The organism is Micromonospora pallida (assembly GCF_900090325.1).
GTDB classification, from domain to species: domain Bacteria; phylum Actinomycetota; class Actinomycetes; order Mycobacteriales; family Micromonosporaceae; genus Micromonospora; species Micromonospora pallida.
In genome coordinates, this window is sequence record NZ_FMHW01000002.1 from 3,535,001 (window position 1) to 3,560,962 (window position 25,962).

The window sequence follows — 25,962 nt, forward strand, 5'->3', positions numbered from 1 at the left end:
GCCGCCGAACTGCAACTGGCAGCCGTGCCGGCGGTGCAGCTCGAAGAAGTCGTTGGCCTGGAGGAGCTGGTAGCTGAACTCGGTGAAGCTGATGCCGGTCTCCAGCCGGGCCTTGACCACCTCCCGGGCCAGCATCCGGTTGACCGGGAAGTGCTTGCCGACGTCGCGGAGGAACTCGACCACCGACATCTCGCCGGTCCAGTCCAGGTTGTTGACCAGGCGGGCCGCGTTCTCCCCGGTGTACGAGACGAACGGCGCGAGCTGGTCGTGGATGCGGCGCACCCAGCCGGACACCACCTCGGGCGGGTTGAGCGTCCGCTCGGCGCTCTCCTTCGGGTCGCCGATCTGCCCGGTGGCGCCACCGACCAGCAGCAGCGGTCGGTGGCCGGCGAGCTGTAGTCGACGGGCGGTGACGACCTGCATCAGGTGGCCGACGTGCAGGCTCGGCGCGGTCGGGTCAAAGCCGACGTAGTACGTGGCGGCCCCGCCGTCGAGCAGAGCACGCAGCTCGTCGGGGTCGGTGGAGTCCTGGATGATGCCCCGCCACCGCAGGTCGTCGGTCAGTGAGTCCCGGCTGGGCGACGGGAGGCTGCTATCGGTCACGGTCACCGATTGTCCCCCATCGCCGGTGACGGCCGGTACCGGGTTTGCGGCACGACCGGCACGGCTACGCTGGCCGTCGCGCTGATCGAGGAGGAGTCACCGTGGAGCAGTTGGACATGAGCGCCGGGTTCGTCGGCCTGCTCGGGCTGAAGTTCGACGAGACGAGCGGTGACCGGGTGGTGATCCGCTGGCGGGTCCGACCGGAGCTGCACCAGCCGCACGGCATCCAGCACGGCGGGGTGTACTGCGCGGTGGTGGAGACGGCGGCGAGCGTCGGGGGTTCGCTGTGGCTGGGCGACCGGGGGAAGGTGGTCGGGGTGTCCAACCAGACCGACTTCCTGCGCGCCGTACGGGACGGCGAGCTGACCGCGGTGGGTACCCCGCTGCACCGGGGTCGCAGTCAGCAGCTCTGGCAGGTGGAGATCACCGACGACGCCGGACGGCTGGTGGCGCGGGGGCAGGTCCGGTTGCAGAACCTCACCGGAGCCTGAGACCGCCCGGCTCAGTGCTCGACGGGGTCCAGGGTCTGGTCGGCGTCGGCGGGCCGGTCCGGTCGCTCGCCGGGGCGCAGCCGTACCCGGGTGATGGCGTGGTGGTCGATGTCGGCCACCTCCAGCCGCCAGCCGTCGACCTCCACCTGTTCCCCGGTCTCGGTCGGAATGCGGCCGAGGCAGGCCAACATCAGCCCGGCGACCGTGGTGTAGTCCCCGTCGGGCCGGCCGGGCAGCTCGACCCCAACGTCCACCAGGTCGTGCACCGGGAAGGTGCCGGGCAGCAGCACGCTGCCGTCCGGTTCGGGGCGTACGGCGCGCACGTCCCGGTCGGTCTCGTCGTAGATCTCGCCGACGATCTCCTCCAGGATGTCCTCCAGGGTGACGATCCCCTCGATCGCGCCCCGCTCGTTCACGACCAGCGCGATGTGCTGCCGTTCGGCCTTGAACTGGCGCAGCGCGTCCACCACGGGCAGCGAGTCCGGCAGCAGCATCGGCGGGCGGACACACTCGTCGACCGGCCGGTCGTCGGGGACGCCCACCAGGTCACGCAGGTGGATCACGCCGATCGCGTCGTCCAGGCCGCCGTGCCGGACCACCGGTGCCCGGGAGTGCCCGGAGGCGGCCAGCACCAGCCGGGCGGCCTCCGCGGTGGTGCCGCTGTCCAGGCAGAAGACCTGCAACCGGGGGACGAGCACCGCGCGCAGCCGGCGGTCGGCGATCTCCACCGCGCCGGCGATGATGGTCTGCTGCTCCTTGGTGAAGCCGTGGTGGCCGGCGACGATGTCGCGCAGCTCGTCCGGACTGATCTCGTCGCGCTGCGGTTCCGGGTCGACGCCGAACAGGCGGACGACCAGGTCGCTGGTGGCACCGAGCGCCCAGACGGCCGGACGGGAGAAGCTGGCGACGAGGTCCAGCGGGCGGGCGACCAGCAGCGCCCAGCGTTCCGCCCGTTGCATCGCCACCCGCTTCGGGGCCAGCTCGCCGAAGACCAGGGTGACGAAGGTCAGTGCCAGGGTGACCAGCACGATCGCCGCCGTCTCGGCGGCGCCGCCGAGGAACCCGAGCAGCGGCACCACCGGCTGGGCCAACGAGACGGCCGCCGCCGCGGAGGCGAGGAACCCGGCCAGGGTGATGCCGATCTGGATGGTGGCCAGGAAGCGGTTCGGATCCCGGGCGAGCTTGGCCAGCACCCGGCCGGAGCGGCTGCTCCGCTCCAGACGCTGCACCTGACTCTCCCGCAGCGAGACCAGGGCCATCTCGCTGCCGGAGAAGACCGCGTTCAGCACGACCAGGACACCGACCAGGGCCAGTTGGCTCCAGTAGCTCTGCACGCCGGGAATCTCCTCACACAGCCCGCGCCGACGTAGCGGCGCCGCAGGCCGGTGGTCCCGGCCGGCGTACGGGTCTCCTTGCCCCGTCGCCGGACCGGCGAATCATCGCCCGGTGTCGTTCCCGGTGGGCAGATCGAGCACGTACGAGTCTCCCTCGGGGCGGAACCCCAGGCGGTGGTAGTACGGGGCGACCATGCCCGGCGGGCTCACCACCCGGTGATACCCCCGGTCGGTGAACAGGGTGCTGCGCCGGAAGACGAACTCCCCCGGGGTCAGGTCGCGGAAGCGCTGGGTGACGTAGTCCAGGTCGATCTGGGCGACGTCGTTCGCCTCGGCGTGGGAGAGCACCACCCCGACCACCTCGTCGGCGCGGAGCACCAGGAACGCCTCGCCCCGGCCGGTGCGGCCGTCCCAGTGGAAGTCCGGGTTGAACCGGGCGATGTCCCGGGCGTGCACCCGCAGCGTGTGGGCGAGGAACTCGTCCCGGACGCCGACCTGCACCACCTCGTACGTCTGCGCGTCGTGCCGGGTGGTGAGCAGTTTCCGCAGGTACCAGAGGTTGATCACGGCGAGCACGACGTTGAGCCCGACCATGGGCCAGACCGACAGCGCGGCGTTGTACCAGATCAGGACCAGGCAGCCGACGAGGTTGAGCGCGCGCAGCCGCAGGATGCGCGCCTGGAGTAGGGACCAGACCAGCAGCGCGGATCCGGTCCAGCCGATCATGTCCAGCCAGTTCACGCCGCGAGGGTAGTCGCGCCGCGTGCCGCTGTCGCCCGTTGCCCGGCCGGGCGGTTCCGCCGGGCGTACCGTTCCGGCCCCGCCGGTCGGACGATTCCGGCATCGCCACGGCGGCCCGTCCGGCCGGGATCGCCCGTTCGATCCCGGTCTGGTCACGGTTGGCCTTCGCGTGGCGCGCCGGTGGTTCGGACGGTGGGTGGGGCAGGGTACGACCTGGACGAGGTGCCGGAAAAGGGGGAACTGATGGACCGACCCGTGGTGGTGGGCGTTGACGGATCGCCGCCGAGCCTGGTCGCCGCCGAGCACGCCGCGTGGGCCGCCGCGCTACGGTCCCGTCCGCTGCACCTGGTGCACGGCTACCTGCACCCGCTCGGCTACGGCGTGCCGGTCAACCCGTACGACGTGGGCATGCCGGAACCCAGCGGGGAAGCCCGGAAGATGCTCGACCAGACCGCTGCCGACCTGCGCGGACGCTGGCCGGACCTGGCCGTCGAGGTCCGCCAGGTCGCGGGCGGGCCGGGTGCCACGCTGGTCGAGGAGTCCCGGCGCGCCGAGCTGGTGGTGGTCGGCAGCCGGGGCATGGGCGGGTTCGCCGGGCTGCTGCTCGGCTCGGTCAGCGCCCAGGTCGCCGGGCAGGCGCACTGCCCGGTGCTGGTGGTGCGTCCCGCCGACCGGCGGGTGCCGGCTACCGGGCCGGTGGTGGTCGGGGTGGACGGCTCGGAGCTGTCCGAGCTGGCCGTCGGACACGCCGCCGAGGAGGCTGCCCGTCGACGCGTCCCCCTGGTGCTGGCCCACGTCGCCGCCCCCGACGGCGGGCCGCCGGGGCCCGAGGAGGCGGCCGGGGCCGGGGCGGAGGTTGATCGGCTGCTCGCCGGAGCGGCCGAGACGGTTCGGCGCCGGCATCCGGGGCTGACCGTCACCGCGCGGCTCCTCCGGGCGGACGAGCCCGCGCCGGCACTGGTCGAGGCGGGCGCGGACGCGGCGTTGCTGGTGGTCGGCAGCCGGGGTCGGGGTGGCCTCGCCGGGCTGCTGCTCGGCTCGGTCAGCCAGGCGGTGGTGCAGCACGCGGGTTGCCCGGTGTTGGTGGCCCATCCGCACGGCCACGTCGGCTGAGTGGGCCGGAGGAAGTCGCCGTGAGCCGGAGGGAGTCGCCCGTTGTCCGCTGACCTGCTCGCCGTCCTGGCGCGACCCGCTCCCCTGGTCGCTCCCGCACTGATCGGCTGGACACTGACCCATCACTCACCCGACGGGTCGGTGACCGTCGAGCTGACGGAGACCGAGGCGTACGCGGGCCAGGCCGATCCCGCCTCGCACGCCTGGCGTGGTCCGACGGCGCGCAACGCGGTGATGTTCGGTCCGGCTGGTCGGCTCTACGTCTACCTGTCGCACGGGTTGCACTACTGCGCCAACGTGGTGACCGGTCCTGAGGGGGCGGCGTCGGCGGTGCTGCTCAGGGCCGGTCGTGTGGTCGGTGGGGTCGATCTGGCGCAGCGTCGCCGAGGCGAGCGGGTGGCGCTGCGCTCGCTGGCCCGGGGACCCGGCAACCTTGGCCAGGCGTTGGCGCTGACGCGCCAGCACAACGGCGCGGACCTGCTCGACGGCGGGTCGCTCGTCCTGGCGCCGCCGACCCGCCCGCCGGCGGCTGTCTCGTCGGGTCCGAGGGTGGGTGTCAGTCGGGCGAGTGAGTGGCGTTGGCGGTACTGGCTGACCGGTGATCCGACGGTGTCCGCGTACCGCCGTGGCCGGGTGGTCGGCGACGACCCGGTCGACCCGCTCGACGTGGGTTGGTGAGCAGGCGCCCGGGGGCGGTGTCGCGGTCAGGGCCGGTCGTCGGCGCCCGCCGGACCGTCGGCCCCGCCCCCCGGAGCATCGGTCCCGCCGGCCGGGGCGGGCGGGGCCGACCTGCGGTCCCGCCGGCCCCGGGCCAGCTCGGTGCCGAGGGCGTCCAGCCGCTGGTCCCAGAACCGCCGGTAGCGGGCTAGCCAGCGGTCGACCTCGGCCAGTGGGGTTGGATCGACCGCGTACAGCCGGCGGGTGCCCTGGTTGCGGACGGTGGCGAACCCGTTCTCCCGTAACACCCGCAGGTGTTGGGAGACCGCCGGCTGGGAGATGCCGAACTCGGCCTGGACGACCGCGCCGACCTCGCCCGCCGGGCGTTCGCCGTCGGCGAGCAGCTCCAGGATCCGCCGGCGGACCGGGTCCCCCAGGACGTCGAACGCGTGCACAGCACCTCCACCTCGGGTACGCGCGCCCGACGGTACCGGGTGGGTCAGCCGACCGGTTGCTGAAGGCTGATCAAGTTGCCGCAGGTGTCGTCGAACACCGCCGAGAGGACCGGGCCGGTCGGCGTCGGCGGCATGGTGAAGTGCACCCCGAGGGCGGTGAGCCGGTCGTGTTCCCGCTGGATGTCGTCGGTACGCATGATGATGACGGGCAAGCCGGCCTCGCGCAGCCCCTGCTGGTAGGTCTTCGCGATCGGGTTCCCGTTCGGCTCCAGCAGCAGTTCCACCCCGTCGGGCTGGTCGGCGGCGACCACGGTCAACCAGCGGTCTTCCCCGCCCAGCGGCACGTCGTGCCGGAGGACGAAGCCGAGCACGTCGGTGTAGAAACTCTTCGCCTTCTCCTGGTCGTCGACGAAGACGCTGGTCACGGCCACTCTGATCACGGTGTTCCCCATTCCTCGGGTCGGCGTCGACGCCAGACTTTCAAACGCCCCTTATATAAGTCAACTCTCATAGAGTTGAACATTCTGTTGAAAACAAATATGTTAGGTGTCATGAGCGACGCCGACCCCTTCACGCCCCCGCACCCCGCCGCCGCCCGTGCCCGACGGGACTTCGCCGCGCTCCAGCGGATCACCGAGCGGCACGCCGACACCGCCGAGCGCCGTGGGCGGCACACCAACCCGTACCTGCCCGAGCCGTACGAGGCGGCCAGCCTGGTCCTCGCCCTGGCGGCCGGCGCGGCCGAGCCGACCCCCGGCGAGGAGGGCGTCGACCAGGCCGACCTGATGGCCGCGCTGACCCTGCTCCCCCGGGTCCGCGCCGACGTCGACACGCTGGAGGCCGGTCTGCTCGAACTGGCCCGGGCCCGGGGACTCACTTGGCAGGCGATCGCCTTCGGCCTCGGCCTCGGCAGCGCGCAGGCCGCCCGGCAGCGCTTCGAACGGGTCTCCGGCCGCGCCGACAGCTGACCGCCGACCCGGCGCCTTTCGTCGGCGAACTGTCGCCCCGGCGTGGTAGGCATGGACCGCCCCGCCGACAGAGCGCCGGACGGGGTGGCCACGGAGGGAGCCACCGATGACCCGCGCCGAGATGCTGGCGTACTGCCTGGCGAAGCCGGGCGCCTGGGAGGACCGTCCCTGGGAGAACGACGTCGTGGTGAAGGTGGGCAGCAAGATCTTCGCCTTCCTCGGCAGCGAGGAGGGGACGACCGTCGGGGTGAAGTGCGGCCCGAACCGGGACGTCGCCGACGAGTGGCTGCACCGGTACCCGGACGACGCCCGCGCTTCCGCCTACATCGGCCGGTCCGGCTGGAACACCCTCGCCCTCGGCGGCACGATCGACGACGACGAGCTGACCGAGGCGGTCGACGCGTCGTACGACATGGTGGTGGCCAAGTTGCCCAAGCGCGAGCGTCCGGTCCTGGCCTGAGCCCGGCCGGGGCGAGGCAGGGCGTTCGGTGGGGCGGCGCGTTTGGCGCGACGGACGGCGGCCTGACCGGCGGGGCAGCGGTCGCGGAGCGCGCACGGGAAACCCTGCAGGCCGCCGCGTCGACCAGCGTCACCAGCACGGTCGCGGCGCGCGGACGGGAAGTCCACGCGCCGCGACGACTGCCTCAGCGGGGGACGACCGTCTCGGCGGCCCACTCCCGCCAGCCGACGAGCTGGTCGGCCGCGGCGGCGAGCTGGTCGGCGACCGGGCCGGGGCCGGTCGAGCCGGGCGTGGTCCGGGCCGCGAGGGCCGACCGGACGGAGAGCACATCCCGCACCGACGGGTCGAGGTGCGCGCTGACCGTCGCCAGGTCAGCGTCGGAGACCTCGTCGAGGGCGCAGTCCCGGGCCACGCAGAGCGCCACAAGGCGGCCGGTGATCTCGTGCGCCTCGCGGAACGGCACGTTCCGCCGGACCAGCCAGTCGGCCACCTCGGTGGCCAGCGAGAAGCCGACCGGCGCGGCGGCGACCAGCCGGTCCACCCGTACCGTCATCGTGGAGACCATCCCGGCGAGGGCCGGCAGCAGCAGTTCCAGGGTGTCGACCGCGTCGAAGGCCGGCTCCTTGTCCTCCTGCATGTCCCGGTCGTAGGTCATCGGCAGGCCCTTGAGCATGGTCAGCACGCTCATCAGCCCGCCGACCAGGCGACCGGACTTGCCCCGGGCCAGCTCGGCGATGTCCGCGTTCTTCTTCTGCGGCATGATCGACGAACCGGTGGCGAAGGCGTCGTCCAGCTCGACCCAGCCGAACTCCTGCGACGTCCAGAGCACCACCTCCTCGCCGAGGCGGGACAGGTGCACCCCGACCATCGCGGTGACGAAGAGGAACTCGGCGACGAAGTCCCGGTCGGCGACCGCGTCCATCGAGTTGGCGAACGACGTGCGGAAGCCCAGCTCCCGGGAGACGGCCACCGGGTCCAGCGGCAGGCCGGAACCGGCGAGCGCGCCCGCGCCGAGCGGGCTGACCGCCGTGCGGTGGTCCCAGTCGCGTAGCCGTTCCAGGTCACGCAGGAGCGGCTGCACGTGGGCCAGCAGCCAGTGCCCGAAGGTGACCGGCTGGGCGTGCTGGAGGTGGGTCATGCCGGGCGCGGCGGTGTCGACGTGCCGGCCGGCCTGCTCGACCAGGGCCTCGGCCAGCTCGACCAGCCGGGCGGCCACGCCCCGGGCGTGGTCACGCAGGTAGAGCCGCAGGTCGGTGGCGACCTGGTCGTTGCGGGACCGGCCGGCGCGCAGCTTGCCGCCCAGGGTGCCCAGCCGTTCCAGCAGGCCCCGTTCCAGGGCGGTGTGCACGTCCTCGTCGTCGACGGTGGGGCGGAACGCCCCGGAGGCGCAGGCGGCCTCCAGGTCGTCCAGGGCGGCGAGGATCCGACCCAGTTCCTCCGGGTCGAGCAGGCCGGCGCCGGCCAGCACCCGGGCGTGCGCCCGGGAGCCGGCGATGTCGTACGGGGCCAGGCGCCAGTCGAACTGCACGCTCACCGACAGCCGGGCCAGGGCCTCCGACGGGCCACCGGCGAACCGGCCGCCCCAGAGGCTCGTCCGGTTGGTCGCGGCGCTGTTCTCGGTCAGACTCTTGTCGTCCACCCCGCCCATTCTGGTGCTCACTGTCCGGAGCCGCCCAACCGGGCGTCCCGGGCCGCGGCCATCTTGCTGGGCAGACCCCAGAGCTGCACGAAGCCCTTGGCGAGGGACTGGTCGAAGGTGTCGCCGGTGTCGTAGGTGGCCAGGCCGAAGTCGTAGAGGCTGGCCTCGGAGCGCCGACCGGTAACGGTGGCCCGGCCGCCGTGCAGGGTGAGCCGCACCTCGCCGGAGACCTGCTGCTGGGCGTCGTCGATGAAGGCGTCCAGCGCCCGCTTGAGCGGGGAGAACCAGAGGCCGTCGTAGACCAGCTCGCCCCAGCGCTGGTCCACGCCGCGCTTGAACCGGGCCAGGTCCCGCTCGACGGTGACCGCCTCCAGCTCCTGGTGGGCGGCGATCAGGGCGATCGCGCCGGGGGCCTCGTACACCTCGCGGCTCTTGATGCCGACGAGCCGGTCCTCGACCATGTCCAGCCGGCCGACGCCCTGCGCGCCGGCCCGCCGGTTCAGCTCCGCGATCGCCTGGTACGGGGTGACCGTCTCGCCGTCGACGGCGACCGGCACACCGGCGTCGAAGGTGATGACCACCTCGTCGGCGTCGCGCGGCTCGGTCGGGTCGGCGGTGTAGGAGTAGAGGTCCTCGATCGGGCCGTTCCAGATGTCCTCCAGGAAGCCGGTCTCCACCGCCCGTCCCCACAGGTTCTGGTCGATCGAGTACGGCGACTTCGCCGACACGTCGATCGGCAGGCCCTTCTCCTCGGCGAAGGCGATCGCCTTGTCCCGGGTCCAGGCGAAGTCCCGGGCCGGGGCGATGATCTTCAGGTCCGGGGCGAGCGCGGCCAGGCCGACCTCGAAGCGGACCTGGTCGTTGCCCTTGCCGGTGCAGCCGTGCGAGACGATCGTGCCGCCGTGCTTGCGGGCCGCCGTGACCAGGTGCTTGACGATCAGCGGCCGGCTCAGCGCGGACACCAGCGGGTAACGGTCCATGTAGAGGGCGTTGGCCCGCATCGCCGGCAGGCAGTACTCGGCGGCGAACTCGTCGCGCGCGTCGACCACCTCGGACTCCACCGCGCCGCAGTCCAGGGCGCGCTGCCGGATGGCGTCGAGGTCCTCGCCGCCCTGCCCGACGTCGACCGCTACCGCGATCACCTCGGCGCCGGTCTGCTCGGCCAGGTAGGGAATGGCGACGGAGGTGTCCAGCCCTCCGGAGTACGCCAGGACGACCCGCTCGGTCATGGTGTGGTGCTCCCTTCAACGTTCTCTTCCCGACGGGACCAGGCGCTGAGCTTCTCGCCCAGCGCGGCCCCGCCGATGCCCTCGCGGGCCACGACGAGGATGGTGTCGTCGCCGGCGATGGTGCCGACGACCTCGGGCAGGCCCGCTCGGTCGAGCGCGCTGGCCAGGTAGTGCGCCGCACCCGGTGGGGTGCGCAGGACGGCGATGTTGCCGCTGGCGTCCACGCCGTTGAGCAGTTCGCGCAGCAGCCGGATCAGCCGGGCCGGCGCGTTCTCGGCGTCACGCAGCGGCCGGTGGCCGTCCTCGGGGATCAGGTAGACGCCCCGGCCGTCGCCGCCGCGTACCGTCACCGCGCCCAGTTCCTTCAGGTCCCGGGACAGGGTGGCCTGGGTGACCTGGACGCCGTCGGCGGCGAGCCGGTCGGCCAGCTCGGTCTGCGAGTGGACGGCCGTGTCCCGGATCAGCTCGACGATGCGGGCGTGGCGGGCGGTACGGGTCAGCGGGGCGGTCATGAGGTGGTCTCCTCCAGGAGAAACGTCAGCAGCGCCTTCTGGGCGTGCAGGCGATTCTCCGCCTGGTCGAAGACCGCGCTCTGCGGGCCGTCGAGCACCTCGTCGGTGATCTCCTCGCCGCGGTGCGCGGGCAGGCAGTGCAGCACGATCGCGTCCGGTGCGGCGTGCCCGAGCAGCTCCTTGTTGACCTGGTACGGCAGGAACGGGGTGATCCGGTCCAGCCCGTCGGCCTCCTGTCCCATCGAGGTCCAGGTGTCGGTGGCGACCACGTCGGCGTCCCGGACCGCCGCGACCGGGTCGGTCAGCGCCCGTACCGACCCGCCGGTGCTCTGGGCGATCTCGGCGGCCCGGGCCAGCACCGCCGGGTCCGGGGCGAACCCCTCCGGCCCGGCGACCCGGACGTGCATCCCGGCGGTCGCCCCGGCCAGCAGGTACGAGTGCGCGAGGTTGTTCGCCGCGTCGCCGACGTACGCCAGGGTCCGGCCGGCGGTGCCGCCGCAGTGCTCGCGCACGGTGAGCAGGTCGGCCAGGAGCTGGCAGGGGTGGAAGCCGTCGGTGAGCGCGTTGACCACCGGGACGGTGGCCGCCTCGGCGACCTCGGCGATCCGGTCGTCGCCGTGGGTGCGCAGCACGATCGCCGCCACGTACCGGGAGAGCACCCGCCCGGCGTCGGCCAGGGTCTCGCCCCGGCCGAAGTGGGTGACCTGGGTGTCCACCACGAGCGGGTGGCCGCCCAACTCGGCGATGCCGACGTCGAAGGAGAACCGGGTGCGCAAGCTCTGCTTGTCGAAGAGCACCGCCACCGAGCGCGGTCCGGCGAGAGGCCGGTACCCGAACCGGTCCGCCTTCATCCGGGCCGCCAGGTCCAGCACGGCCGACTGCTCGGCGGGGGTCAGGTCGTCGTCCCGCAACAGGTGCCGGGTCATGCGCTCGTCTCCGGGGTCGTGGTCGGGTCGGTGGCGGGGCTCGACGCGGCGGCCGGGACCGCCGCCGCGTCGAGGGCTGCGGGGAGGGCGGCGAGGAAGGCGTCGGCCTGGTCGGGGGTGAGGATGAGCGGCGGGGCCAGCCGGACCACGTTCGGCTGCACCGGGTTGGCCAGGAAACCGGCGGCCCGCAACGCCTCGGTGACCTGCTTCGACACCGGCGCGGCAAGCACCACGCCGAGCAGCAGGCCCGCGCCGCGTACCTCGGTCACCAGGGGGTGGCCGAGCGCCTCGACGCCCCGGCGCAGCCGCTCACCGACCCGCTTGACGTGGTCGAGCAGTCCCTCGCTGGCGATGGTGGAGACCACCGCGAGCGCCGCGGCGCAACTGACCGGGTTACCGCCGAAGGTGGTGCCGTGGGAGCCCGGACCGAGCAGGTCGGCGGCCCGACCGAAGGCCAGGCAGGCACCGAGCGGTAGCCCACCGCCGAGCCCCTTGGCCAGGGTGACCAGGTCGGGTTCGACTCCCTCGGCCTGGTGGGCGAACCAGTGGCCGGTGCGGCCGATGCCGGTCTGCACCTCGTCGAGCACCAGCAGCGCGCCGTGCCGGGCGGTGATCCGCCGGGCCTCGACGAGGTAGCCGGCGGGGGGCACGACGACGCCGTTCTCGCCCTGGATCGGTTCGATGATCACCATGGCCGTGGCGTCGGTGACCGCCGCCGCGAGGGCCGCCGGATCGCCGTACGGGACGTGGGTAACGTCGCCGGGCAGCGGGCGGAACGGGTCGGCCTTGGCCGGTTGGCCGGTGAGCGCCAGCGCGCCCATGGTCCGCCCGTGGAAGCCGCCCTCGGTGGCGACGACGTGGGTGCGGCCGGTGAGCCGGGACAGCTTGAACGCCGCCTCGTTGGCCTCGGCGCCGGAGTTGGCGAAGAAGACCCGGCCGGGCCGGCCGGCGAGGGCGAGCAGCAGCTCCGCCAGGGCCACCGGCGGTTCGGCGACGAACAGGTTGGAGACGTGGCCCAGGGTGGCGACCTGCTTCGACACCGCCGCCACCACCGCCGGGTGGGCGTGGCCGAGCGCGTTGACCGCGATCCCGCCGACCAGGTCGACGTACTCCCGGCCGGCCTCGTCGACCACGACGGCGCCGGAGCCGGAGACCAGCCCGAGCGGCGGGGTGCCGTAGTTGTCCATCATGCTGTGGGTCCAGCGTTCGACGAGGGTGCTCATGACCCGACCGTGCCTTCCTGCTCCGCGGGTCCGTCTTCCCCGTTCACGACCATCGTTCCGAATCCTTCCGAGGTGAACACCTCCAGCAGCGTGGAGTGGGCGACCCGGCCGTCCACCACGTGCGCGGCGGGGACGCCGCCGCGCACCGCCCGCAGGCACGCCTCCATCTTCGGCACCATGCCGGCCTCCAGCCGGGGTAGCAGCTCCGCCAGCTCGTCGGTGGTGATCTCGGAGACCAGGCTGGTGGTGTCCGGCCAGTTCGCGTACAGGCCGGGTACGTCGGTGAGGACGACCAGCTTGCGGGCCTCGAGGGCGATGGCCAGCGCGGCGGCGGCGGTGTCGGCGTTCAGGTTGTGCAGCACCCCGTCGGCGTCCGGCGCGACGGTCGAGACGACCGGGATCCGGCCGGCCGCGATCAGGTCGGTCACCACGGAGACGTCGACCGAGTCCACGTCCCCCACCAGGCCGACGTCGACCGGTTCCCCGTCCACGTACGCGGGGCGGCGCACGGCGGTGAACAGCCCGGCGTCCTCGCCGGAGAGGCCCACGGCGAACGGGCCGTGCGCGTTGATCAGGCCGACGAGTTCCCGGCCGACCTGGCCGACCAGGACCATCCGGACGACGTCCATCGCCTCGGGGGTGGTGACCCGCAGGCCGCCCCGGAACTCGCTGGTGATGCCGAGCCGGCCGAGCATCGCGGAGATCTGCGGTCCGCCGCCGTGCACGACCACCGGCTTCAGACCGGCGTGGCGGAGGAAGACCATGTCGGCGGCGAAGGCCCGCTGGAGTTCCGCGTCGACCATCGCGTTGCCGCCGTACTTGACGACGATGGTCGCGCCGGAGAACTCGGCGAGCCAGGGCAGCGCCTCGATCAGCGTGGCGGCCTTGGCCTGGGCACGGGTGAGGTCGGTGAGGATAGTCATGTGGAGTAGGCCGAGTTCTCGTGGACGTACGCGTGGGACAGGTCGTTGGTCCAGACGGTGGCCTCGGCGGACCCGGCGTGCAGGTCGATCCGGATGGTGACGTCACGGCCGGACAGGTCGACCTTGGACCGGTCCTCGGCGGCGGCCCCGCCCCGGCACACCCAGACGCCGTTGACCGCGACGTCGATACCGTCCGGCTCGAAGGCGGCGCCGGTGGTGCCGACGGCGGCGAGGATCCGCCCCCAGTTCGGGTCGTTGCCGAACAACGCGGTCTTGACCAGGTTGTTGCGGGCCACCGCGCGGCCCACCTCGACCGCGTCGTCCTCGCCGGCCGCGCCGACCACCTCGATGGCGATCTGCTTGGTGGCGCCCTCGGCGTCGGCGATCAACTGCTGGGCCAGGTCATGGCAGGCGGCGGTGACCGCGGCGGTCAGTTCCGCCTCGGTCGGTTCGATGCCGGAGGCTCCGCTGGCCAGCAGGAGCACCGTGTCGTTGGTGGACATACAGCCGTCGGAGTCGATCCGGTCGAAGGTGACCCGGCAGGCGGCGCGCAGCGCGGCGTCGAGCGTGTCGGGACCGGCGACCGCGTCGGTGGTGAGCACGCAGAGCATGGTCGCCATGGCCGGGGCGAGCATGCCCGCGCCCTTGGCCATCCCGCCGACGGTCCAGCCGGCCCCCTGGATGACCGTGGTCTTCGGCCGGGTGTCGGTCGTCATGATCGCCTCGGCGGCGGTGGTCCCGCCGTCGCGGGAGAGCCCCCGGATCGCCGTACGGACCCCGGAGAGCAGTTTCGGCATCGGCAGCCGCTCACCGATCAGACCGGTGGAGCAGACCGCCACGTCGCCCCCGGCGAGCCGCAGCCGGGGGCTGGCCGAGGTGAGCGCGGCAGCGGTGTGCTCTGCGGTGGCGTGGGTGTCCTGGAAGCCTGCCGGGCCGGTGCAGGCGTTCGCGCCGCCCGAGTTGAGCACCACCGCGCGGACCACGCCGCCCTTGACGACCTGCTGGGTCCAGAGCACGGGCGCGGCCTTGACCCGGTTGGCGGTGAAGACGCCGGCCACGGTGGCGTCGGGGCCGTCATTGACGACGAGGGCGACATCGGCGGCGCCGCCGCTCTTGAGCCCGGCAGCGACACCGGACGCCCGGAAGCCCCGAGGGGTGGTGACTGTCATGGTGCGATCCCCCAGAGGGACAGGCCGGTGGTCTCGGGCAGGCCGAGCATCAGGTTGGCGCACTGCACCGCCTGGCCGGCGGCGCCCTTGCCGAGGTTGTCGATGGCGCTGACCACGATCACCCGACCGGTGTCGACGTCGTGGGTGACCTGGAGGTGGCAGGAGTTCGAGCCGAGCGTGGCGGCGGTGTGCGGCCACCTCCCCTCGGGCAGCACGTGCACGAAGGGCGCGTCCGCGTACGCCTCGGCGAGCACCGCGCGCGGGTCGGCGTCGACGGTGGCCGGCACGGCGGTGACCGTCGCCAGGATGCCGCGCGGCATCGGCGCGAGGACCGGGGTGAAGCTCAGGCCGGTCGCGCCGGTGGCCTGCTTGATCTCGGGCACGTGCTGGTGCGCGCCGACCTTGTAGGGCGAGAGGTCGCCCATCACCTCACTGCCCAGCAGGTGGGCCTTCGCGGCCCGGCCGGCGCCCGAGGTGCCGGAGGCGGCGACCACCACCACGTCAGCGGGCGAGACAGCTCCGGCGGCGACCAGCGGCGCGAGCGCGAGGGTGGTGGCCACCGCGTAGCAGCCGGTAGCGGCGACCCGGTCGGCCGTGGCGATCGCCACGCGCTGGCCGGGCAGCTCCGGCAGGCCGTAGGTCCACGTCCCGGCGTGCGTGCCGCCGTAGTACCGCTGCCAGGCGGCGGCGTCGGCCAGCCGGTGGTCGGCGCCAAGGTCGACCACCTTGACCGTCGACGGCAGGGTGGCAGCGAGGGCTGCCGACTGGCCGTGCGGCAGGGCCAGGAAGACCAGGTCCGCGTCGGCCAGGGCGGCCGGATCGGTGGCGGCAAGCGTCAGGTCCAGCCCGGCGAGCTGCGGGTGTACGGCACTGACCGGCTGGCCAGCCTGACTGTGCGCGGTGGCGGCGACGAGGTCGAACTCCGGGTGCCCGGCGATCAGGCGCAGCAGCTCACCGCCGGCGTAGCCGCTCGCTCCCGCAACCCCGATTCGGATACCCATACCCACCTCCGCATGACTATACGGAGATCGTAGCCACCCCACCCGGGCGATGCAAATTCATACACCCAACTGCATGAAGATGAAGAGATGAGGTGTGCGATAGAGCCGTACCGGCTTCGATATGGCTCTACCGCACACCCACGTCGGCGGTCAGATCGGCTCGGTCAGCCCGTACTGCAGCTGGTGGGCGCGGATCGCCGCGTCCCATGCCTCGGTGTACTCCGACGGGCCCAGCCCCAAGTCATGGTGCCCCTTCAGCGCGTCCCGGAGCAGATCAGCCAGCTCCATGGGTACCCGTCGGCGCTCGTCCGCGTACTCGCCGAACACCTGGGCGAACTGCTTCTCGGCCAGCCGTGCCGCATGCCGGGTCACCGGATCGTCGTGCAGGTTACAGAGCACCTCACGCCACCGACTGGTCAGCTCCTCAGCCTGCCGGGTACGCAGGGTGGCCAGGTCATGTGCGCACTCAATGCTGATCCGCTCCTCCCAGTACGGCCGCAGACGCTCGCGGATCCGCTGGTCGGGCAGGACCCGAACCCGGACGCCGAGGGTCGGCGCGTCTCCCGACCGCGACCAGACCCGGCCGGCGAAATGGCCATTGAGCTCCCGTTCGAGCTGAAGCGCCCGGTGCGGTTCATGCTGCCGGGCGAGGTCGGACGACTGGTCGCGGACGAGGTGGCCGGCCCAGCCGAGCCGGTTCTCGACCCGCTGCCGAAACTCGTCCAGCGGCATGTTCTTCGCCGTCCAGGTGTAGACGGGCTGGATTCGGAAGTCGAAGGCGTCCCCCTGAGCAGGCACGAGCACCGGTTCCGGCGCCTCTCGCTCCAACACGAGGTCGGGCAACCTCGGTGGTGAAGGTGGGACCGGCACAGGGACGGCCACCACCGGCTCGACGGGTCGGGCCGCGTCCCGCCACCAGCGGCGGAACCGGTCGCAGAGCGACCCGGCTGACGGGTCGGACGAAAACACAGTCATGTCAGTCCTCGACGGCGAGTTGGGCGACAGCGGAGAGCAGACGGTTCCGGGGCATGATCGGGCGCCACACGTGACGCACCTGGTGGCGGAGGCGACGCCGGAGTTGGGGGGTCACGATGATCGCTCGCAACAGCTCCAGGCATGCCTCCGCGACCTCGGGACGGCCGTCGGCTTGGTTGATCCAGTAGCCGACGACCCGCCAGGACCGGTACGCGGTCGCCGGTAGGCTCAACGCGGTCCGCCAGAGCACCGCCAGGTCGGCCAGTGAGACGGCGTTCGTGCGCAGCAGGTGGAGCAGTTCGGGCCAGTGGCCGTTGGGAGCCGGCGACCACCGTTCGGCGAGTAGCCGGAGCATGCGAGCCGCATGCAGACACAGTGCCGGCTCGCCGCTGGTCGCCCACTGCGCCAACTCGTGCAGCATCAGGGCGCTCTGGCCACTCTCGTGAATGTCGACGAGGGCCCGTCCCACCGAGTTGTGCCAGCGCTGGGACCGGAACTGTGCGGCCAGTCGGAGCTGGGCCAACGCCACGTCCGGCCAGAGCCGGGCGAGTCCCAGCGCGTACGCCCGGGCCACCGTGTCGCGCTGGTAGGCCCTTCCGTTTGCCCAGCGAGACAACTGGGTCCGCACCCGGTACCGCAAGGGACGCTGCATGGCCATGGCGACGAGGGCGATGCCGGCGGCCTGACGTACCCCGGCACGCGGCGCCCGGGCGAGGTCGTCGACCAACGCCAGCGCCGCGCCGATATCCCGGCCGGCGGCCCAGCCGATCGCGGCGGCCCCAGCCTGCCGGACCGCCGGATCGGCGGAGCGGGCGAGGGCACCAAACCAGCGGAGCAACCGCTCCGGCGCCCATTCTGACCAGGCCACGTCGAGCAGGTTCCGCCGAAGTTCTTCCTCGGCGGGTCGGAAACGCAGCCGACGGCGGCTCGACGCCACGTCGTCCCGTTCGATCACGACCGCCTGAGCCAACACGCCGCCGAGCAACGCATCCAGATCCGGTCCCCGCAGTTCGGTGCTGGCATTGGTTGCCGGCTCGTCAAGGTACGGACGAAGCAGCCGGCACGCCGAGTCGTGGATCTCTGTCACGGTCAGTCCGGCGAGTACCGCGCACGAGAGTCGGAACGCCCGTAGGTGGTCTGCGCGGTCGGGGTGCGTGTCCGCCGACGGGGTCAAAATCTCCCGGGCCCGCCGGAGCACCTGCTGCGGCAGCAGTTGGTCCAGCGCCCAGGCGAGCTCGCTGCCGGACGGGGTGCGTTCCGCGATCGCTGCGACGACCTGCACCACCTCCCAAGGCCGTGGTGTGCCGGCCAGGTAGGCCTTCAGGGCGGGTTGGGCGACGCACTCGTCCAGGTAGGACTGCACACAGTCGCCCTGGCACTGCCCACGGCAACCGCCGAGGCAGTCGTCGCGCAAATGCCGACGCAGTTGCGCCGCGAAAACCTCCACTGGGGCTGGCGGCCCGTGGACGACAGTCGACACCGGCGAGCCGTACCCGGCCCCGCCCGCAGTGAGCAGAACGACTGTGCAGCGCCGGTTCGCAGCTCGTGTGGCGAGACCGTCGAGGACCAGGCCGTCAACACCCGACCCCGGGTCGGGAACGACGTAGCCGACACCACTCGTGAACAGTCCGTCGACCCCGGCCAGGTCAGCCAGGTCAGCCGCGGTGAGAACGGCGACCCTGTCCGGACCGTACCGTCGAGCCAGAGCCAGGCACGCGGTCGTGTAGCGCCCGGTTCCGTCGGCGCCGACCAGCCGCACCAGCGGGTCCCGCTTCACCGCCTGGTCGAGCAGTTCGTCGCTGGCCGCCGGCGTGTACCCGTCCCCCATCTCGCGTACCTGGGTGGTGGTTAGTTCCTCGCACCACACCCGCTCACTGCCGTCGGCACCGGCCCGGACGGTGAGGGTATTGATCGCGACCGAGCCGTGTCCGGTGGCATTCGCACCCCGGACCCGCACGTTCCCGGTGCGAACGGCGCCGAGCCGACCGAAAAGGTCCTCGATGCCGGAGATGACGATGCGCGGGTCGGGCGCCTCGTCCTCCTCCTCGTCCAGGGCCCCGTCGTCGGTCCGCGTCGCGGTCGGGTCCGGGGCGTCGTCGACCTCGGACTCCGGCACCTGGTCCACCGAAGCGCCGCCCTCTGAGGGCCACGGTGATCCGGTCGACGCCTCCGGGCCGGTCCCCGCGCCAAACGCCCATTCCTCGTCCTCGACGGGATAACCGTCCTCGCTCAAGGCCGGCTCCCTCCGAGGTAGGCGTCGCCTCCGACGGACCCGATCGCGGTGGTGCCGTGGCCGATGGCGTTGGCTCCGTCGACCCGCACATCCCCGGTGTGGATCGCACCGCTGCCGGAACCTGAAGGGTTACGCGGGTCGCGCGGTCCACGCCGGCGGGCTGAAGGGCCACTGTCCGGGCCGTCCTCGCCCCCGCCGGTACGGGGTGGGCGCAGGTCCTCGTCCACCACGCAGATCCACGCCGACTCCCGAAACTCCTTGTCCGGGTGGCGTACCTCGACCCGCCGGAACCGGTCCGGCCGCAGCTCCTCCGGGTACTCCGTGACGACGTCCCGGTAGATGTCCGAGGAGACGATCAGACCGACCCCGGCGTCCGGGAACTGCGCGAGCGCCTGCTTCAGGGGCTTCGCCTCGCAGAGCCGGCACACCTCGATCACCGCGTGGCCGGGAAAGCCGTTCGCTCCGTCGAGGTGCACCAGTCCCTGGTGAATGGAGACGCGTAGCCGAATACGCGCCTCTGGGATCCGACTACTGTTGTAGGCCCGCAGTATCCGGTTCAGCTCTGGCACAAAACGGCCGATCAGCAGTGGCTCACGGACGTCCGAGGGCAAAATGGCCAGTTCCCCGTCGCCGGCCTGCTGGGTCTTCCACTGGACGCGGTCCAGTCCGACGGCGCTGGCCGCCTCGTGCAGCACCTGCTGGAACGCGTGCTGCGCCTCGTGCTGGTGTCGGTTTCCCCGCCGGCTGTACCGCTCCATGTCGACGGCGATCAACAGCCGTCGTTCGGGATGGTTCATCTTCTGTGTCCTCCATCGGGTGACGCGCCAGGATGACGCGACACCTGGACATGAGACCGCCCGCGCGGCGGCGAAACCCCGTACTAGTACGGGTTGTCGCACCACCGTCAACCCGTTCCGTTAGGGGTTCTCCCGCAGCGATCCGGGCTGTCCTCGACTCATGACCACGCACCTCATCGAGGCATTGCTCGACGCCGGGATCTCCCCCATCGCCCTGATCCTCGTGGCGGCCCTGGGGGCACTCACGGAGTCACTCCACCTTGTACGTTCGTTACGTGGCGCGCCAGGGCGGTCACGCTTTGCCACGGTCAAGAACTGGAGGAGGGCGCACGTGCCAATGCCGCGACACGGAAGCAGGGGCGACTGGCCGTACGGGACGTTCCTGCAACGCCTCACTCCATCGGCCCGGACCGCGCTGTTCGACCTCGGCGTACGCCGACAAGTTGACGCCGGGCAGATCGTCATCCACGAGGGGTACCGAGAATCGCACCTAGTCCTGTTGGAGGAGGGGCTCACGAAGGTGACCGCGAATCTGCCCGACGGGCGTACCGCCCTCCTCGCCCTACGGGTTGGCGGGGACCTGGTCGGCGAGATGTCCGCACTGAACGGCGAGCCCCGCTCAGCGACTGTCACCACCTGCCGGCCGACCCGGTACAGCGTCATCCGGCCCGACCGGTTCAAACTGTTCCTGCGGAATCATCCAGACGCCGCCTTGGAGCTGGCGGCGATGGTTTCGGACCGCCTGCGCTGGTCGAACCGACGCCGGATCGACTTCACCGGCTACGGGGTGAGGGAACGGGTGGCCCGAGTCATCGCGGAGATGTGCCGCACCCACGGCCGGCAGCAACGGGACGGCGTGGTGATCGACGTCCGGCTCACCCAGCCGGAGTTAGCCACCATCTGCGGTGCCGCCGAGACATCGGTACACAAGGCGCTCCGCGAACTCCGCAGTGAGGGTCTTGTGGAGACGGACTACCGACGGATTACCGTCCGGGATCTCCCGGGCCTACAGAAGACGGGGAAGCTCGAACCCGACGTCGGATGAGCCACCGCAGCGGCACGCCGGCTCGGGTGTGGGTGTGTGCAGGGGTCCCCTGCTCCGCAAAAAGCGGTAACAAGGGACCCCTGCTACCACCTCAGGCGCCGCGGAGGGTGGCGTTGAAGCGGTCGGCGGCGCGGGCGACGGCCGCGTCGCGGGCGGCGACTGCCTCCTCGACGGTCAGGGTGCGGTCGGGGGCGCGGAAGGTGAGCTTGTACGCCAGCGACTTGCGCCCCTCGCCGAGCTGCGCGGAGGCGTACACGTCGAACAGCCGGACCGACTCCAGCAGCTCGCCGGCTCCCTCGACCAGGGCCTGCCGGACCTCGGCGGCCGGGACGTCGGCGTCCACCACCAGCGCCACGTCGATCAGCGCGGGCGGGAACCCGGAGACGGCCGGGGCGGGAACGACCCCGACCGCTGGCACCGCGTCCAGGTTCAGCTCCATCGCGGCGGTCCGCTTCGGCAGTTCCAGCGTGGCCAGCACCGACGGGTGCAGTTCGCCGGCGTACCCGACGACGGTGTCGTCGACCAGGAGCTGCGCGCAGCGTCCCGGGTGCCAGGGCGCGTACTCGGCGGCCCGGACCCCGACCCGGTCGGCGGCGATCCCGGCGGCGGCGAGCACCGTCCGGCCGGCTTCGACGGCGTCCGCCCAGCTCGCCGGGCGGCCAGCCCCCCACCAGCCAGCCGGTTCGACGTCCCCGGCCAGGACCACGGCCACGTGCCGGGGTTGCGCCGGCAGCGTCGCGTCGGCGGCGGCGAACTCGGCGTTGGAGGGACGCCGGTCAACGCCCATCGCCGGGGGTGGGCCCGCGTCCGGACGCGGGTGGAAGACCAGGCCCGTCTCGTAGAGGGCCAGGTCGCGGTGCCCCCGGCCGACGTTGCGCCGGAGCACGCCGAGCAGCGGGCCGAGCAGCGTGGTGCGCAGCAGCGGCTCCTCCTCCGACAGCGGGTTGGCCAGCCGCACCGCCGGTCGGCGCGGGTCGTCGGCGGGCAGTCCGAGCTGGTCGGCGAGGTCGCGGGAGACAAACGGGTGGGCGAGCACCTCGACGTACCCCTGTTCGGCCAGTGCCCGGGCGACCGCCCGGTGCCGCCGCTGGGCCGGGGTGAGGCCCCGACCGGGCGGGGCGGGCGGCAGCACCGACGGGACGCGGTCGTACCCGTCGAGGCGGACCACCTCCTCGACCAGGTCCGCCGGGTCGGTTAGGTCCGGCCGCCAGGTCGGCGGGACGACGCTGAGCACGTCCCCGTCACCGGCGGCCACGCCGACCGTGCCCGGGTCCTCGGGGAGCCGGTCGACGCCCTGCGCCACGGTGCAGCCGACCTGCTCGAGCAGCGCGACCACCCGGGCCGGCGGGTAGTCCACGCCGATCCGCCGGCTCGGCAGGTCGACCGGGAGGGTCACCGGGGCGCCCGGCCGGACGTGGTCGATGTCGAGGATCTCCGGGTCGGCGGTGCCGCCGCCGTGCTCGGTGAGCAGCCGCACCGCCCGTTCGATGGCGACCAACGGCAGTGCCGGGTCGACGCCGCGTTCCCAGCGCTTCGCCGCCTCGCTGAACAGCTTGTGCCGGCGGGCGGTGCGCCCGACCATCACCGGGTCCCAGTGCGCGGCCTCGAACAGCACGGTGGTGGTGCCGGCGACCACCTCGCTGGTCTCGCCGCCCATCACCGCCGCGAGGGAGATCGGACCGGTCTCGTCGCAGATGACCATGTCCTCCCCGACCAGGTTGCGGGTGACCCCGTCGAGCGTGGTGAGCTTCTCCCCCGCCTCGGCCCGGCGCACCACCAGGCCGCCGGCGAGCCGGTCGGCATCGAAGGCGTGCATCGGCTGGCCCAGTTCGAGCATCACGTAGTTGGTGATGTCGACCGGCAGCGAGATGCTGCGGATGCCGGCGACGGTGAGCCGGCGGCTCATCCACTGCGGGGTCCGCGCGGTCGGGTCGACGCCCCGGACCATCCGGGCGGCGAACCGGTCGCAGCCGACCGGGTCACGCACCTCCACCGGGTAGGCCGGACGCGTCGTGCCGCCGGGTGCGGGGACCAGTCCCGGGTCGCGGAACGGCACGCCGAGGGCGTGCGACAGCTCGCGGGCGACGCCCCGTACCGACATCTGGTAGCCCCGGTCCGGGGTGACCTCCAGGTCGACCACCACGTCGTCGAGGCCGACCAGCGGGCGGGCGTCGTCGCCGGGCTTGGCCGGGGTGTCCCCGGACAGCACGATGATGCCCGAGTGGTCGTCGCCGAGGCCCAGTTCCTTCGCCGAGCAGATCATGCCCCGCGAGTTGCGCCCGTACGTCTTGCGCGCGCCGATGGCGAAGTTGCCGGGCAGCACCCCGCCGGGGAGGATCACCACGACCCGGTCGCCGGGGGCGAAGTTGCGCGCCCCGCAGACGATCTCCTGCAACTCGCCGGTGCCGTTGGCGTCGCCGACGTCGACCAGGCAGAACCGGATCGGCTTCTTGAAGCCGGTGAGCTCCTCGATCTCGCGGACCTCACCGACGACCAGCGGCCCGGTGACCGTGGCCCGCAGGTCCACCACGGACTCGACCTCGATCCCGAGGTCGACCAGGGCCTGCTCCAGGTCGGCCGGGTCGAGGTCGGCGGGCAGGTCGACGTACTCCCGCAGCCAACTGACTGAAACTCGCATGCCTCTAGACCACCGTCTCCGTGTCTCGTTCCCGCATTCCCGCTACGCCCCGGTGCCGAACGCGCGGCTGAACCGCACGTCGCCCTCGGCCATGTCCCGCAGATCGCTGACCCCGTGCCGGAACATGACGGTCCGGTCGATGCCCATCCCGAACGCGAAGCCGGAGTAGACCTCCGGGTCGATGCCGCAGGCCCGCAGCACCCTCGGGTTGACCATGCCGCAGCCGCCCCACTCGACCCAGCGCGGCCCGTCCCGGTGCTCCGGGAACCAGACGTCGAACTCGGCGGACGGCTCGGTGAACGGGAAGTAGTGCGGCCGGAAGCGGGTCCGCGCGCCCTCACCGAACATCGCCCGGGCGAAGTGGTCGAGGGTGCCGCGAAGGTGGGCCATGGTGATGCCCCGGTCCACCACGAGCCCCTCGACCTGGTGGAAGACCGGGGAGTGGGTGGCGTCGAGTTCGTCGGTGCGGTACACCCGACCGGGTACCACCACGTAGATCGGCGGCGTGCGGGTGAGCATGGTCCGGGCCTGCACCGGCGAGGTGTGCGTCCGCAGCACGTGGCCGGACCCCGTCGCGCCGGCGGCGGACGCCACGTGGAAGGTGTCCATCAGTCCCCGGGCCGGGTGGTCGGGGCCGATGTTGAGCGCGTCGAAGTTTGTCCACTCCAGTTCGACCTCGGGCCCCTCGGCCACCTCGTAGCCCATCCCGATGAAGAGATCGCCGATCTGCTCCATCAGCGTGCTGACCGGGTGGCGGGCGCCCCGGGGCCGCCGGTCGTACGGGAGAGTGACGTCCACCCGCTCCTCGACCAGCACCCGCGCGGCCCGTTCCCGGTCCAGGATCTCCAGCCGGTCGGCGTAGGCCGCCTCGATGCTGCGGCGGGCCTCGTTGACCCGCTTGCCGGCGTCGGACTTCGCGGCCGGCGGCAGCGCGCCGATCTCCCGGCGGGCGAGGGAGACAGGGGACCGGTCGCCCAGGTGCGCGGGACGCAGCGCGGTCAACGCGTCCGGGTCAGCGGCGTCGGCGAACGCCTTCTCGGCGTCGGCGACGGCTGCGGCCAGGGCGCTCGGATCGAGCAGGGCGACCTGCTTCGGGTCGTACGGATCGTTGCGATAGGTCATGGCGTACGGGCACTCCCTCACGGCGGCGCCGCCCTCACGGGACGGCCAGGCGAGTCTACGGACGCGCGGCTGTGCCGCAGCCCGCCGGTGGGAGGGACGCGCGGAGCAGGTCAGGCCCGCCGCCCGCCGACACCGGCGGGCTGGCTAAAGGAACGCCGAGGCGCGTTCACGGGCGGACGCTCTCCTTCGTGGCGGATCCCCGCGCCGGGGATCGCTGTGCTCTGGCTGAAGCGTACAGGCAGACGGCGGCGGCCGCAGCGAGGTTCAGGCTCTCCGCCTGCCCGTGCAGGGGCACCCGCACCCGGGAGTCGGCGGCGGCGGTCAGCTCGTCGGGCAGCCCGTGCGCCTCGGCGCCGAAGAGCCACGCGGTGGGGGCAGCCAGGCGTCCGGCGTCGGCGAGGTCGTCGAGGTCGCTGTCGCCGTACCCGGTGGTGGCCAGGACGGCGAGCCCGGCGGCCCGCAGCGCGGCGACCACCTCGCCGGAGTCGGCGGCCCGGACCACGTCGACGTGGAAGAGGCTGCCCGCGGAGGCCCGGACGCACTTGCCGTTGTACGGGTCGACGGTGTCCCCGGCGAAGACCACCGCCCGGGCCCCGGCGGCGTCGGCGGTGCGCAGCACGGTGCCGGCGTTGCCCGGGTCGCGGATCCCGGCGAGCACCGCGACCAGCCGGGGAGCGGCGGCGAGCGCCCGGTCGAGGGGGACGTCCAGGTGTCGGCAGACCGCGACCAGTCCCTGCGGGGTGACGGTTTCCGCGAGGGCGGCGAGCGCCTCGTCGGTGACCTCGGAGACCGGCACGTCGGCCGTCGCGGCGCGGGCGGCGAGGTCGCGGTACCGGTCGAGGGCCGCCGGGGTGCCGAAGAGCTCGACCACCAGGCCCGGTCGGGTCAGCGCCTCGCGGACGGCCTGCGGCCCCTCGGCGAGGAAGCGCCCGGTGGCGTCCCGGTCGCGGCGGCGGTGCAGCCGGCGGGCTGCGGCGACCCTGGGGGTACGCGGGGTGAAGGGCCCCGGGACGGCGTCGAGGCGCCTCCCGTGCGCTGGTGATGGCATGGGAGACGCCTCGACGACCGGATGCGGGTGGATCAGGCGGCCTGAGCCGCCGCGCCACCGGTGCCCTCGGCCGCCACGGCGGCGCGGGCGACCTCGACGATGGCGGCGAACGCCGTCGCGTCGTTGACCGCCAGGTCGGCCAGGATCTTGCGGTCGACCTCGACACCGGCCAGCCGGAGGCCCTGGATCAGCCGGTTGTAGGTGAGCCCGTTGGCGCGGGCACCGGCGTTGATCCGCTGGATCCAGAGCTGCCGGAAGTCGCCCTTGCGGTCGCGACGGTCCCGGTAGGCGTACTGCATCGAGTGCAGCACCTGCTCCTTGGCCTTGCGGTACAGGCGGGAGCGCTGGCCGCGGTAGCCGCTCGCGGTCTCCAGCAGGGTACGACGCTTCTTCTGGGCGTTCACAGCCCGCTTGACGCGTGCCATTCAACTACTCCTTACTAGTGGTCAAGTGGCGCGCGTCAGCGGCCGAGCAGCTTCTTGATTCGCTTGACGTCAGCCTTGGCCAGCTCGACCGTGCCGGTCAGCCGACGGGTCTGGGTGGAGGGCTTCTTCTCCAGGTTGTGGCGCAGCCCGGCCTGCTGGGCAACGATCTTGCCCTTGCCGGTCACCTTGACCCGCTTGCCCATACCCGTGTGGCTCTTCATCTTCGGCATGTGAA

27 protein-coding genes (1 of these 27 running past the window's edge) are annotated in these 25,962 nt (G+C 72.6%); 6 read left to right on the top strand and 21 right to left on the bottom strand.

What is annotated here, in order from left to right; all coding sequences use genetic code 11:
* Positions 1-603, bottom strand: partial view of a tyrosine--tRNA ligase gene (gene tyrS / locus GA0074692_RS14105; protein WP_091653439.1) — the start only. The gene continues 684 nt to the left of window position 1, outside the view; 603 of the gene's 1,287 nt are visible here — the first part of the coding sequence; its start codon is at positions 601-603; its stop codon lies off the left edge, out of view.
* 116 nt (positions 604-719) lie between these two features.
* On the opposite strand from tyrS, the gene GA0074692_RS14110 reads away from it, so the two are divergent.
* On the top strand, positions 720-1,094 hold the full coding sequence (locus GA0074692_RS14110; protein ID WP_176738694.1) for a PaaI family thioesterase: 375 nt from the start codon (positions 720-722) through the stop codon (positions 1,092-1,094).
* Positions 1,095-1,105: 11 nt separating this feature from the next.
* Here GA0074692_RS14110 and GA0074692_RS14115 read toward each other — a convergent pair whose 3' ends face one another.
* Both GA0074692_RS14115 and GA0074692_RS14120 read right to left on the bottom strand, forming a co-directional pair.
* Entirely contained in the window at positions 1,106-2,428 is a 1,323-nt protein-coding gene (locus tag GA0074692_RS14115) for a hemolysin family protein (protein ID WP_091644699.1), read from the bottom strand.
* 102 nt (positions 2,429-2,530) lie between these two features.
* The gene (locus GA0074692_RS14120) at positions 2,531-3,169 is read right to left on the bottom strand and encodes a hypothetical protein (RefSeq protein ID WP_091644702.1); all 639 of its coding nucleotides are present in this window, start codon (positions 3,167-3,169) and stop codon (positions 2,531-2,533) included.
* Between the two features lie 243 nt (positions 3,170-3,412).
* On the opposite strand from GA0074692_RS14120, the gene GA0074692_RS14125 reads away from it, so the two are divergent.
* Positions 3,413-4,282, top strand: a complete 870-nt coding sequence (locus GA0074692_RS14125; RefSeq protein ID WP_091653442.1) for a universal stress protein — start codon at positions 3,413-3,415, stop codon at positions 4,280-4,282.
* A gap of 42 nt (positions 4,283-4,324) precedes the next feature.
* On the top strand, positions 4,325-4,960 hold the full coding sequence (locus GA0074692_RS14130; RefSeq protein WP_245730307.1) for a DNA-3-methyladenine glycosylase: 636 nt from the start codon (positions 4,325-4,327) through the stop codon (positions 4,958-4,960).
* A 26-nt stretch (positions 4,961-4,986) separates the two neighbouring features.
* Here the strand turns inward: GA0074692_RS14130 and GA0074692_RS14135 are convergent, their stop codons facing one another.
* Complete coding sequence (locus GA0074692_RS14135; protein ID WP_091644705.1) at positions 4,987-5,394, bottom strand: ArsR/SmtB family transcription factor; 408 nt, start codon at positions 5,392-5,394, stop codon at positions 4,987-4,989.
* A gap of 44 nt (positions 5,395-5,438) precedes the next feature.
* The gene (locus GA0074692_RS14140; protein ID WP_425413332.1) at positions 5,439-5,834 is read right to left on the bottom strand and encodes a VOC family protein; all 396 of its coding nucleotides are present in this window, start codon (positions 5,832-5,834) and stop codon (positions 5,439-5,441) included.
* A gap of 111 nt (positions 5,835-5,945) precedes the next feature.
* Between GA0074692_RS14140 and GA0074692_RS14145 the strand changes: the two genes are divergently transcribed.
* Both GA0074692_RS14145 and GA0074692_RS14150 read left to right on the top strand, forming a co-directional pair.
* On the top strand, positions 5,946-6,362 hold the full coding sequence (locus GA0074692_RS14145; protein ID WP_091644708.1) for a DNA-binding protein: 417 nt from the start codon (positions 5,946-5,948) through the stop codon (positions 6,360-6,362).
* 106 nt (positions 6,363-6,468) lie between these two features.
* Positions 6,469-6,822 carry an MmcQ/YjbR family DNA-binding protein gene (locus GA0074692_RS14150; RefSeq protein WP_091644711.1) on the top strand — a complete coding sequence of 118 codons (354 nt, stop codon included), beginning with the start codon at positions 6,469-6,471 and terminating at the stop codon, positions 6,820-6,822.
* A gap of 184 nt (positions 6,823-7,006) precedes the next feature.
* On the opposite strand, the gene argH is transcribed toward GA0074692_RS14150, so the two are convergent.
* The 11 genes from argH to GA0074692_RS14205 all read right to left on the bottom strand — a co-directional run bounded on the left by argH (position 7,007) and on the right by GA0074692_RS14205 (position 19,449).
* Complete coding sequence (argH, locus tag GA0074692_RS14155) at positions 7,007-8,470, bottom strand: argininosuccinate lyase (protein WP_091644713.1); 1,464 nt, start codon at positions 8,468-8,470, stop codon at positions 7,007-7,009.
* 8 nt (positions 8,471-8,478) lie between these two features.
* Positions 8,479-9,690 (bottom strand): argininosuccinate synthase, encoded by a 1,212-nt coding sequence (locus GA0074692_RS14160; protein WP_091644714.1) that lies wholly within the window; start codon positions 9,688-9,690, stop codon positions 8,479-8,481.
* A complete protein-coding gene (locus GA0074692_RS14165) occupies positions 9,687-10,202 on the bottom strand; it encodes an arginine repressor (protein ID WP_091644716.1) in 516 nt (171 codons plus the stop codon). Before GA0074692_RS14165 ends, GA0074692_RS14160 begins: the two co-directional genes overlap by 4 nt.
* The gene (argF, locus tag GA0074692_RS14170) at positions 10,199-11,128 is read right to left on the bottom strand and encodes an ornithine carbamoyltransferase (protein ID WP_091644717.1); all 930 of its coding nucleotides are present in this window, start codon (positions 11,126-11,128) and stop codon (positions 10,199-10,201) included. The genes GA0074692_RS14165 and argF overlap by 4 nt, the downstream gene beginning before the upstream one ends.
* Positions 11,125-12,351, bottom strand: coding sequence for an acetylornithine transaminase (locus GA0074692_RS14175; RefSeq protein WP_091644718.1), 1,227 nt, complete (start codon positions 12,349-12,351; stop codon positions 11,125-11,127). The genes argF and GA0074692_RS14175 overlap by 4 nt, the downstream gene beginning before the upstream one ends.
* A complete protein-coding gene (argB, locus tag GA0074692_RS14180; RefSeq protein WP_091644720.1) occupies positions 12,348-13,274 on the bottom strand; it encodes an acetylglutamate kinase in 927 nt (308 codons plus the stop codon). The genes GA0074692_RS14175 and argB overlap by 4 nt, the downstream gene beginning before the upstream one ends.
* The gene (argJ, locus tag GA0074692_RS14185) at positions 13,271-14,443 is read right to left on the bottom strand and encodes a bifunctional glutamate N-acetyltransferase/amino-acid acetyltransferase ArgJ (RefSeq protein ID WP_091644722.1); all 1,173 of its coding nucleotides are present in this window, start codon (positions 14,441-14,443) and stop codon (positions 13,271-13,273) included. Before argJ ends, argB begins: the two co-directional genes overlap by 4 nt.
* Complete coding sequence (gene argC, locus GA0074692_RS14190; RefSeq protein WP_091644723.1) at positions 14,440-15,444, bottom strand: N-acetyl-gamma-glutamyl-phosphate reductase; 1,005 nt, start codon at positions 15,442-15,444, stop codon at positions 14,440-14,442. The genes argJ and argC overlap by 4 nt, the downstream gene beginning before the upstream one ends.
* Positions 15,445-15,594: 150 nt before the next feature.
* Positions 15,595-16,419, bottom strand: a complete 825-nt coding sequence (locus GA0074692_RS14195; RefSeq protein ID WP_091644725.1) for a hypothetical protein — start codon at positions 16,417-16,419, stop codon at positions 15,595-15,597.
* A gap of 1 nt (position 16,420) precedes the next feature.
* The gene (locus tag GA0074692_RS14200; protein WP_141725286.1) at positions 16,421-18,652 is read right to left on the bottom strand and encodes a hypothetical protein; all 2,232 of its coding nucleotides are present in this window, start codon (positions 18,650-18,652) and stop codon (positions 16,421-16,423) included.
* Entirely contained in the window at positions 18,649-19,449 is an 801-nt protein-coding gene (locus tag GA0074692_RS14205; protein WP_091644727.1) for a hypothetical protein, read from the bottom strand. Before GA0074692_RS14205 ends, GA0074692_RS14200 begins: the two co-directional genes overlap by 4 nt.
* Positions 19,450-19,609: 160 nt before the next feature.
* On the opposite strand from GA0074692_RS14205, the gene GA0074692_RS14210 reads away from it, so the two are divergent.
* Entirely contained in the window at positions 19,610-20,494 is an 885-nt protein-coding gene (locus GA0074692_RS14210) for a Crp/Fnr family transcriptional regulator (RefSeq protein ID WP_091644729.1), read from the top strand.
* A gap of 91 nt (positions 20,495-20,585) precedes the next feature.
* On the opposite strand, the gene pheT is transcribed toward GA0074692_RS14210, so the two are convergent.
* The 5 genes from pheT to rpmI all read right to left on the bottom strand — a co-directional run bounded on the left by pheT (position 20,586) and on the right by rpmI (position 25,957).
* Positions 20,586-23,132 (bottom strand): phenylalanine--tRNA ligase subunit beta, encoded by a 2,547-nt coding sequence (pheT, locus tag GA0074692_RS14215; protein WP_091644730.1) that lies wholly within the window; start codon positions 23,130-23,132, stop codon positions 20,586-20,588.
* 42 nt (positions 23,133-23,174) lie between these two features.
* Positions 23,175-24,254 carry a phenylalanine--tRNA ligase subunit alpha gene (pheS, locus tag GA0074692_RS14220; protein ID WP_091644732.1) on the bottom strand — a complete coding sequence of 360 codons (1,080 nt, stop codon included), beginning with the start codon at positions 24,252-24,254 and terminating at the stop codon, positions 23,175-23,177.
* A gap of 166 nt (positions 24,255-24,420) precedes the next feature.
* Entirely contained in the window at positions 24,421-25,302 is an 882-nt protein-coding gene (locus tag GA0074692_RS14225) for a TrmH family RNA methyltransferase (protein WP_091644733.1), read from the bottom strand.
* A gap of 32 nt (positions 25,303-25,334) precedes the next feature.
* On the bottom strand, positions 25,335-25,727 hold the full coding sequence (gene rplT / locus GA0074692_RS14230) for a 50S ribosomal protein L20 (RefSeq protein WP_091644734.1): 393 nt from the start codon (positions 25,725-25,727) through the stop codon (positions 25,335-25,337).
* Between the two features lie 35 nt (positions 25,728-25,762).
* The gene (gene rpmI, locus GA0074692_RS14235) at positions 25,763-25,957 is read right to left on the bottom strand and encodes a 50S ribosomal protein L35 (RefSeq protein ID WP_026267805.1); all 195 of its coding nucleotides are present in this window, start codon (positions 25,955-25,957) and stop codon (positions 25,763-25,765) included.
* Positions 25,958-25,962: the final 5 nt, after the last annotated feature.

Excerpts from the sequence above, each read along its gene's own strand:
- GA0074692_RS14150 (WP_091644711.1), top strand. The coding sequence starts at position 6,469 with ATGACCCGCGCCGAGATGCTGGCGTACTGCCTGGCGAAGCCGGGCGCC.
- GA0074692_RS14125 (WP_091653442.1), top strand. The coding sequence starts at position 3,413 with ATGGACCGACCCGTGGTGGTGGGCGTTGACGGATCGCCGCCGAGCCTG.
- GA0074692_RS14165 (WP_091644716.1), bottom strand. The coding sequence starts at position 10,202 with ATGACCGCCCCGCTGACCCGTACCGCCCGCCACGCCCGCATCGTCGAG.
- rplT (WP_091644734.1), bottom strand. The coding sequence starts at position 25,727 with ATGGCACGCGTCAAGCGGGCTGTGAACGCCCAGAAGAAGCGTCGTACC.
- GA0074692_RS14175 (WP_091644718.1), bottom strand. The coding sequence starts at position 12,351 with ATGAGCACCCTCGTCGAACGCTGGACCCACAGCATGATGGACAACTAC.
- GA0074692_RS14160 (WP_091644714.1), bottom strand. The coding sequence starts at position 9,690 with ATGACCGAGCGGGTCGTCCTGGCGTACTCCGGAGGGCTGGACACCTCC.
- GA0074692_RS14225 (WP_091644733.1), bottom strand. The coding sequence starts at position 25,302 with ATGCCATCACCAGCGCACGGGAGGCGCCTCGACGCCGTCCCGGGGCCC.
- GA0074692_RS14210 (WP_091644729.1), top strand. The coding sequence starts at position 19,610 with ATGACCACGCACCTCATCGAGGCATTGCTCGACGCCGGGATCTCCCCC.
- GA0074692_RS14145 (WP_091644708.1), top strand. The coding sequence starts at position 5,946 with ATGAGCGACGCCGACCCCTTCACGCCCCCGCACCCCGCCGCCGCCCGT.
- pheT (WP_091644730.1), bottom strand. The coding sequence starts at position 23,132 with ATGCGAGTTTCAGTCAGTTGGCTGCGGGAGTACGTCGACCTGCCCGCC.
- GA0074692_RS14110 (WP_176738694.1), top strand. The coding sequence starts at position 720 with ATGAGCGCCGGGTTCGTCGGCCTGCTCGGGCTGAAGTTCGACGAGACG.
- GA0074692_RS14195 (WP_091644725.1), bottom strand. The coding sequence starts at position 16,419 with ATGACTGTGTTTTCGTCCGACCCGTCAGCCGGGTCGCTCTGCGACCGG.
- argB (WP_091644720.1), bottom strand. The coding sequence starts at position 13,274 with ATGACTATCCTCACCGACCTCACCCGTGCCCAGGCCAAGGCCGCCACG.
- argC (WP_091644723.1), bottom strand. The coding sequence starts at position 15,444 with ATGGGTATCCGAATCGGGGTTGCGGGAGCGAGCGGCTACGCCGGCGGT.
- rpmI (WP_026267805.1), bottom strand. The coding sequence starts at position 25,957 with ATGCCGAAGATGAAGAGCCACACGGGTATGGGCAAGCGGGTCAAGGTG.
- argH (WP_091644713.1), bottom strand. The coding sequence starts at position 8,470 with ATGGGCGGGGTGGACGACAAGAGTCTGACCGAGAACAGCGCCGCGACC.
- argJ (WP_091644722.1), bottom strand. The coding sequence starts at position 14,443 with ATGACAGTCACCACCCCTCGGGGCTTCCGGGCGTCCGGTGTCGCTGCC.
- pheS (WP_091644732.1), bottom strand. The coding sequence starts at position 24,254 with ATGACCTATCGCAACGATCCGTACGACCCGAAGCAGGTCGCCCTGCTC.
- argF (WP_091644717.1), bottom strand. The coding sequence starts at position 11,128 with ATGACCCGGCACCTGTTGCGGGACGACGACCTGACCCCCGCCGAGCAG.
- GA0074692_RS14205 (WP_091644727.1), bottom strand. The coding sequence starts at position 19,449 with ATGAACCATCCCGAACGACGGCTGTTGATCGCCGTCGACATGGAGCGG.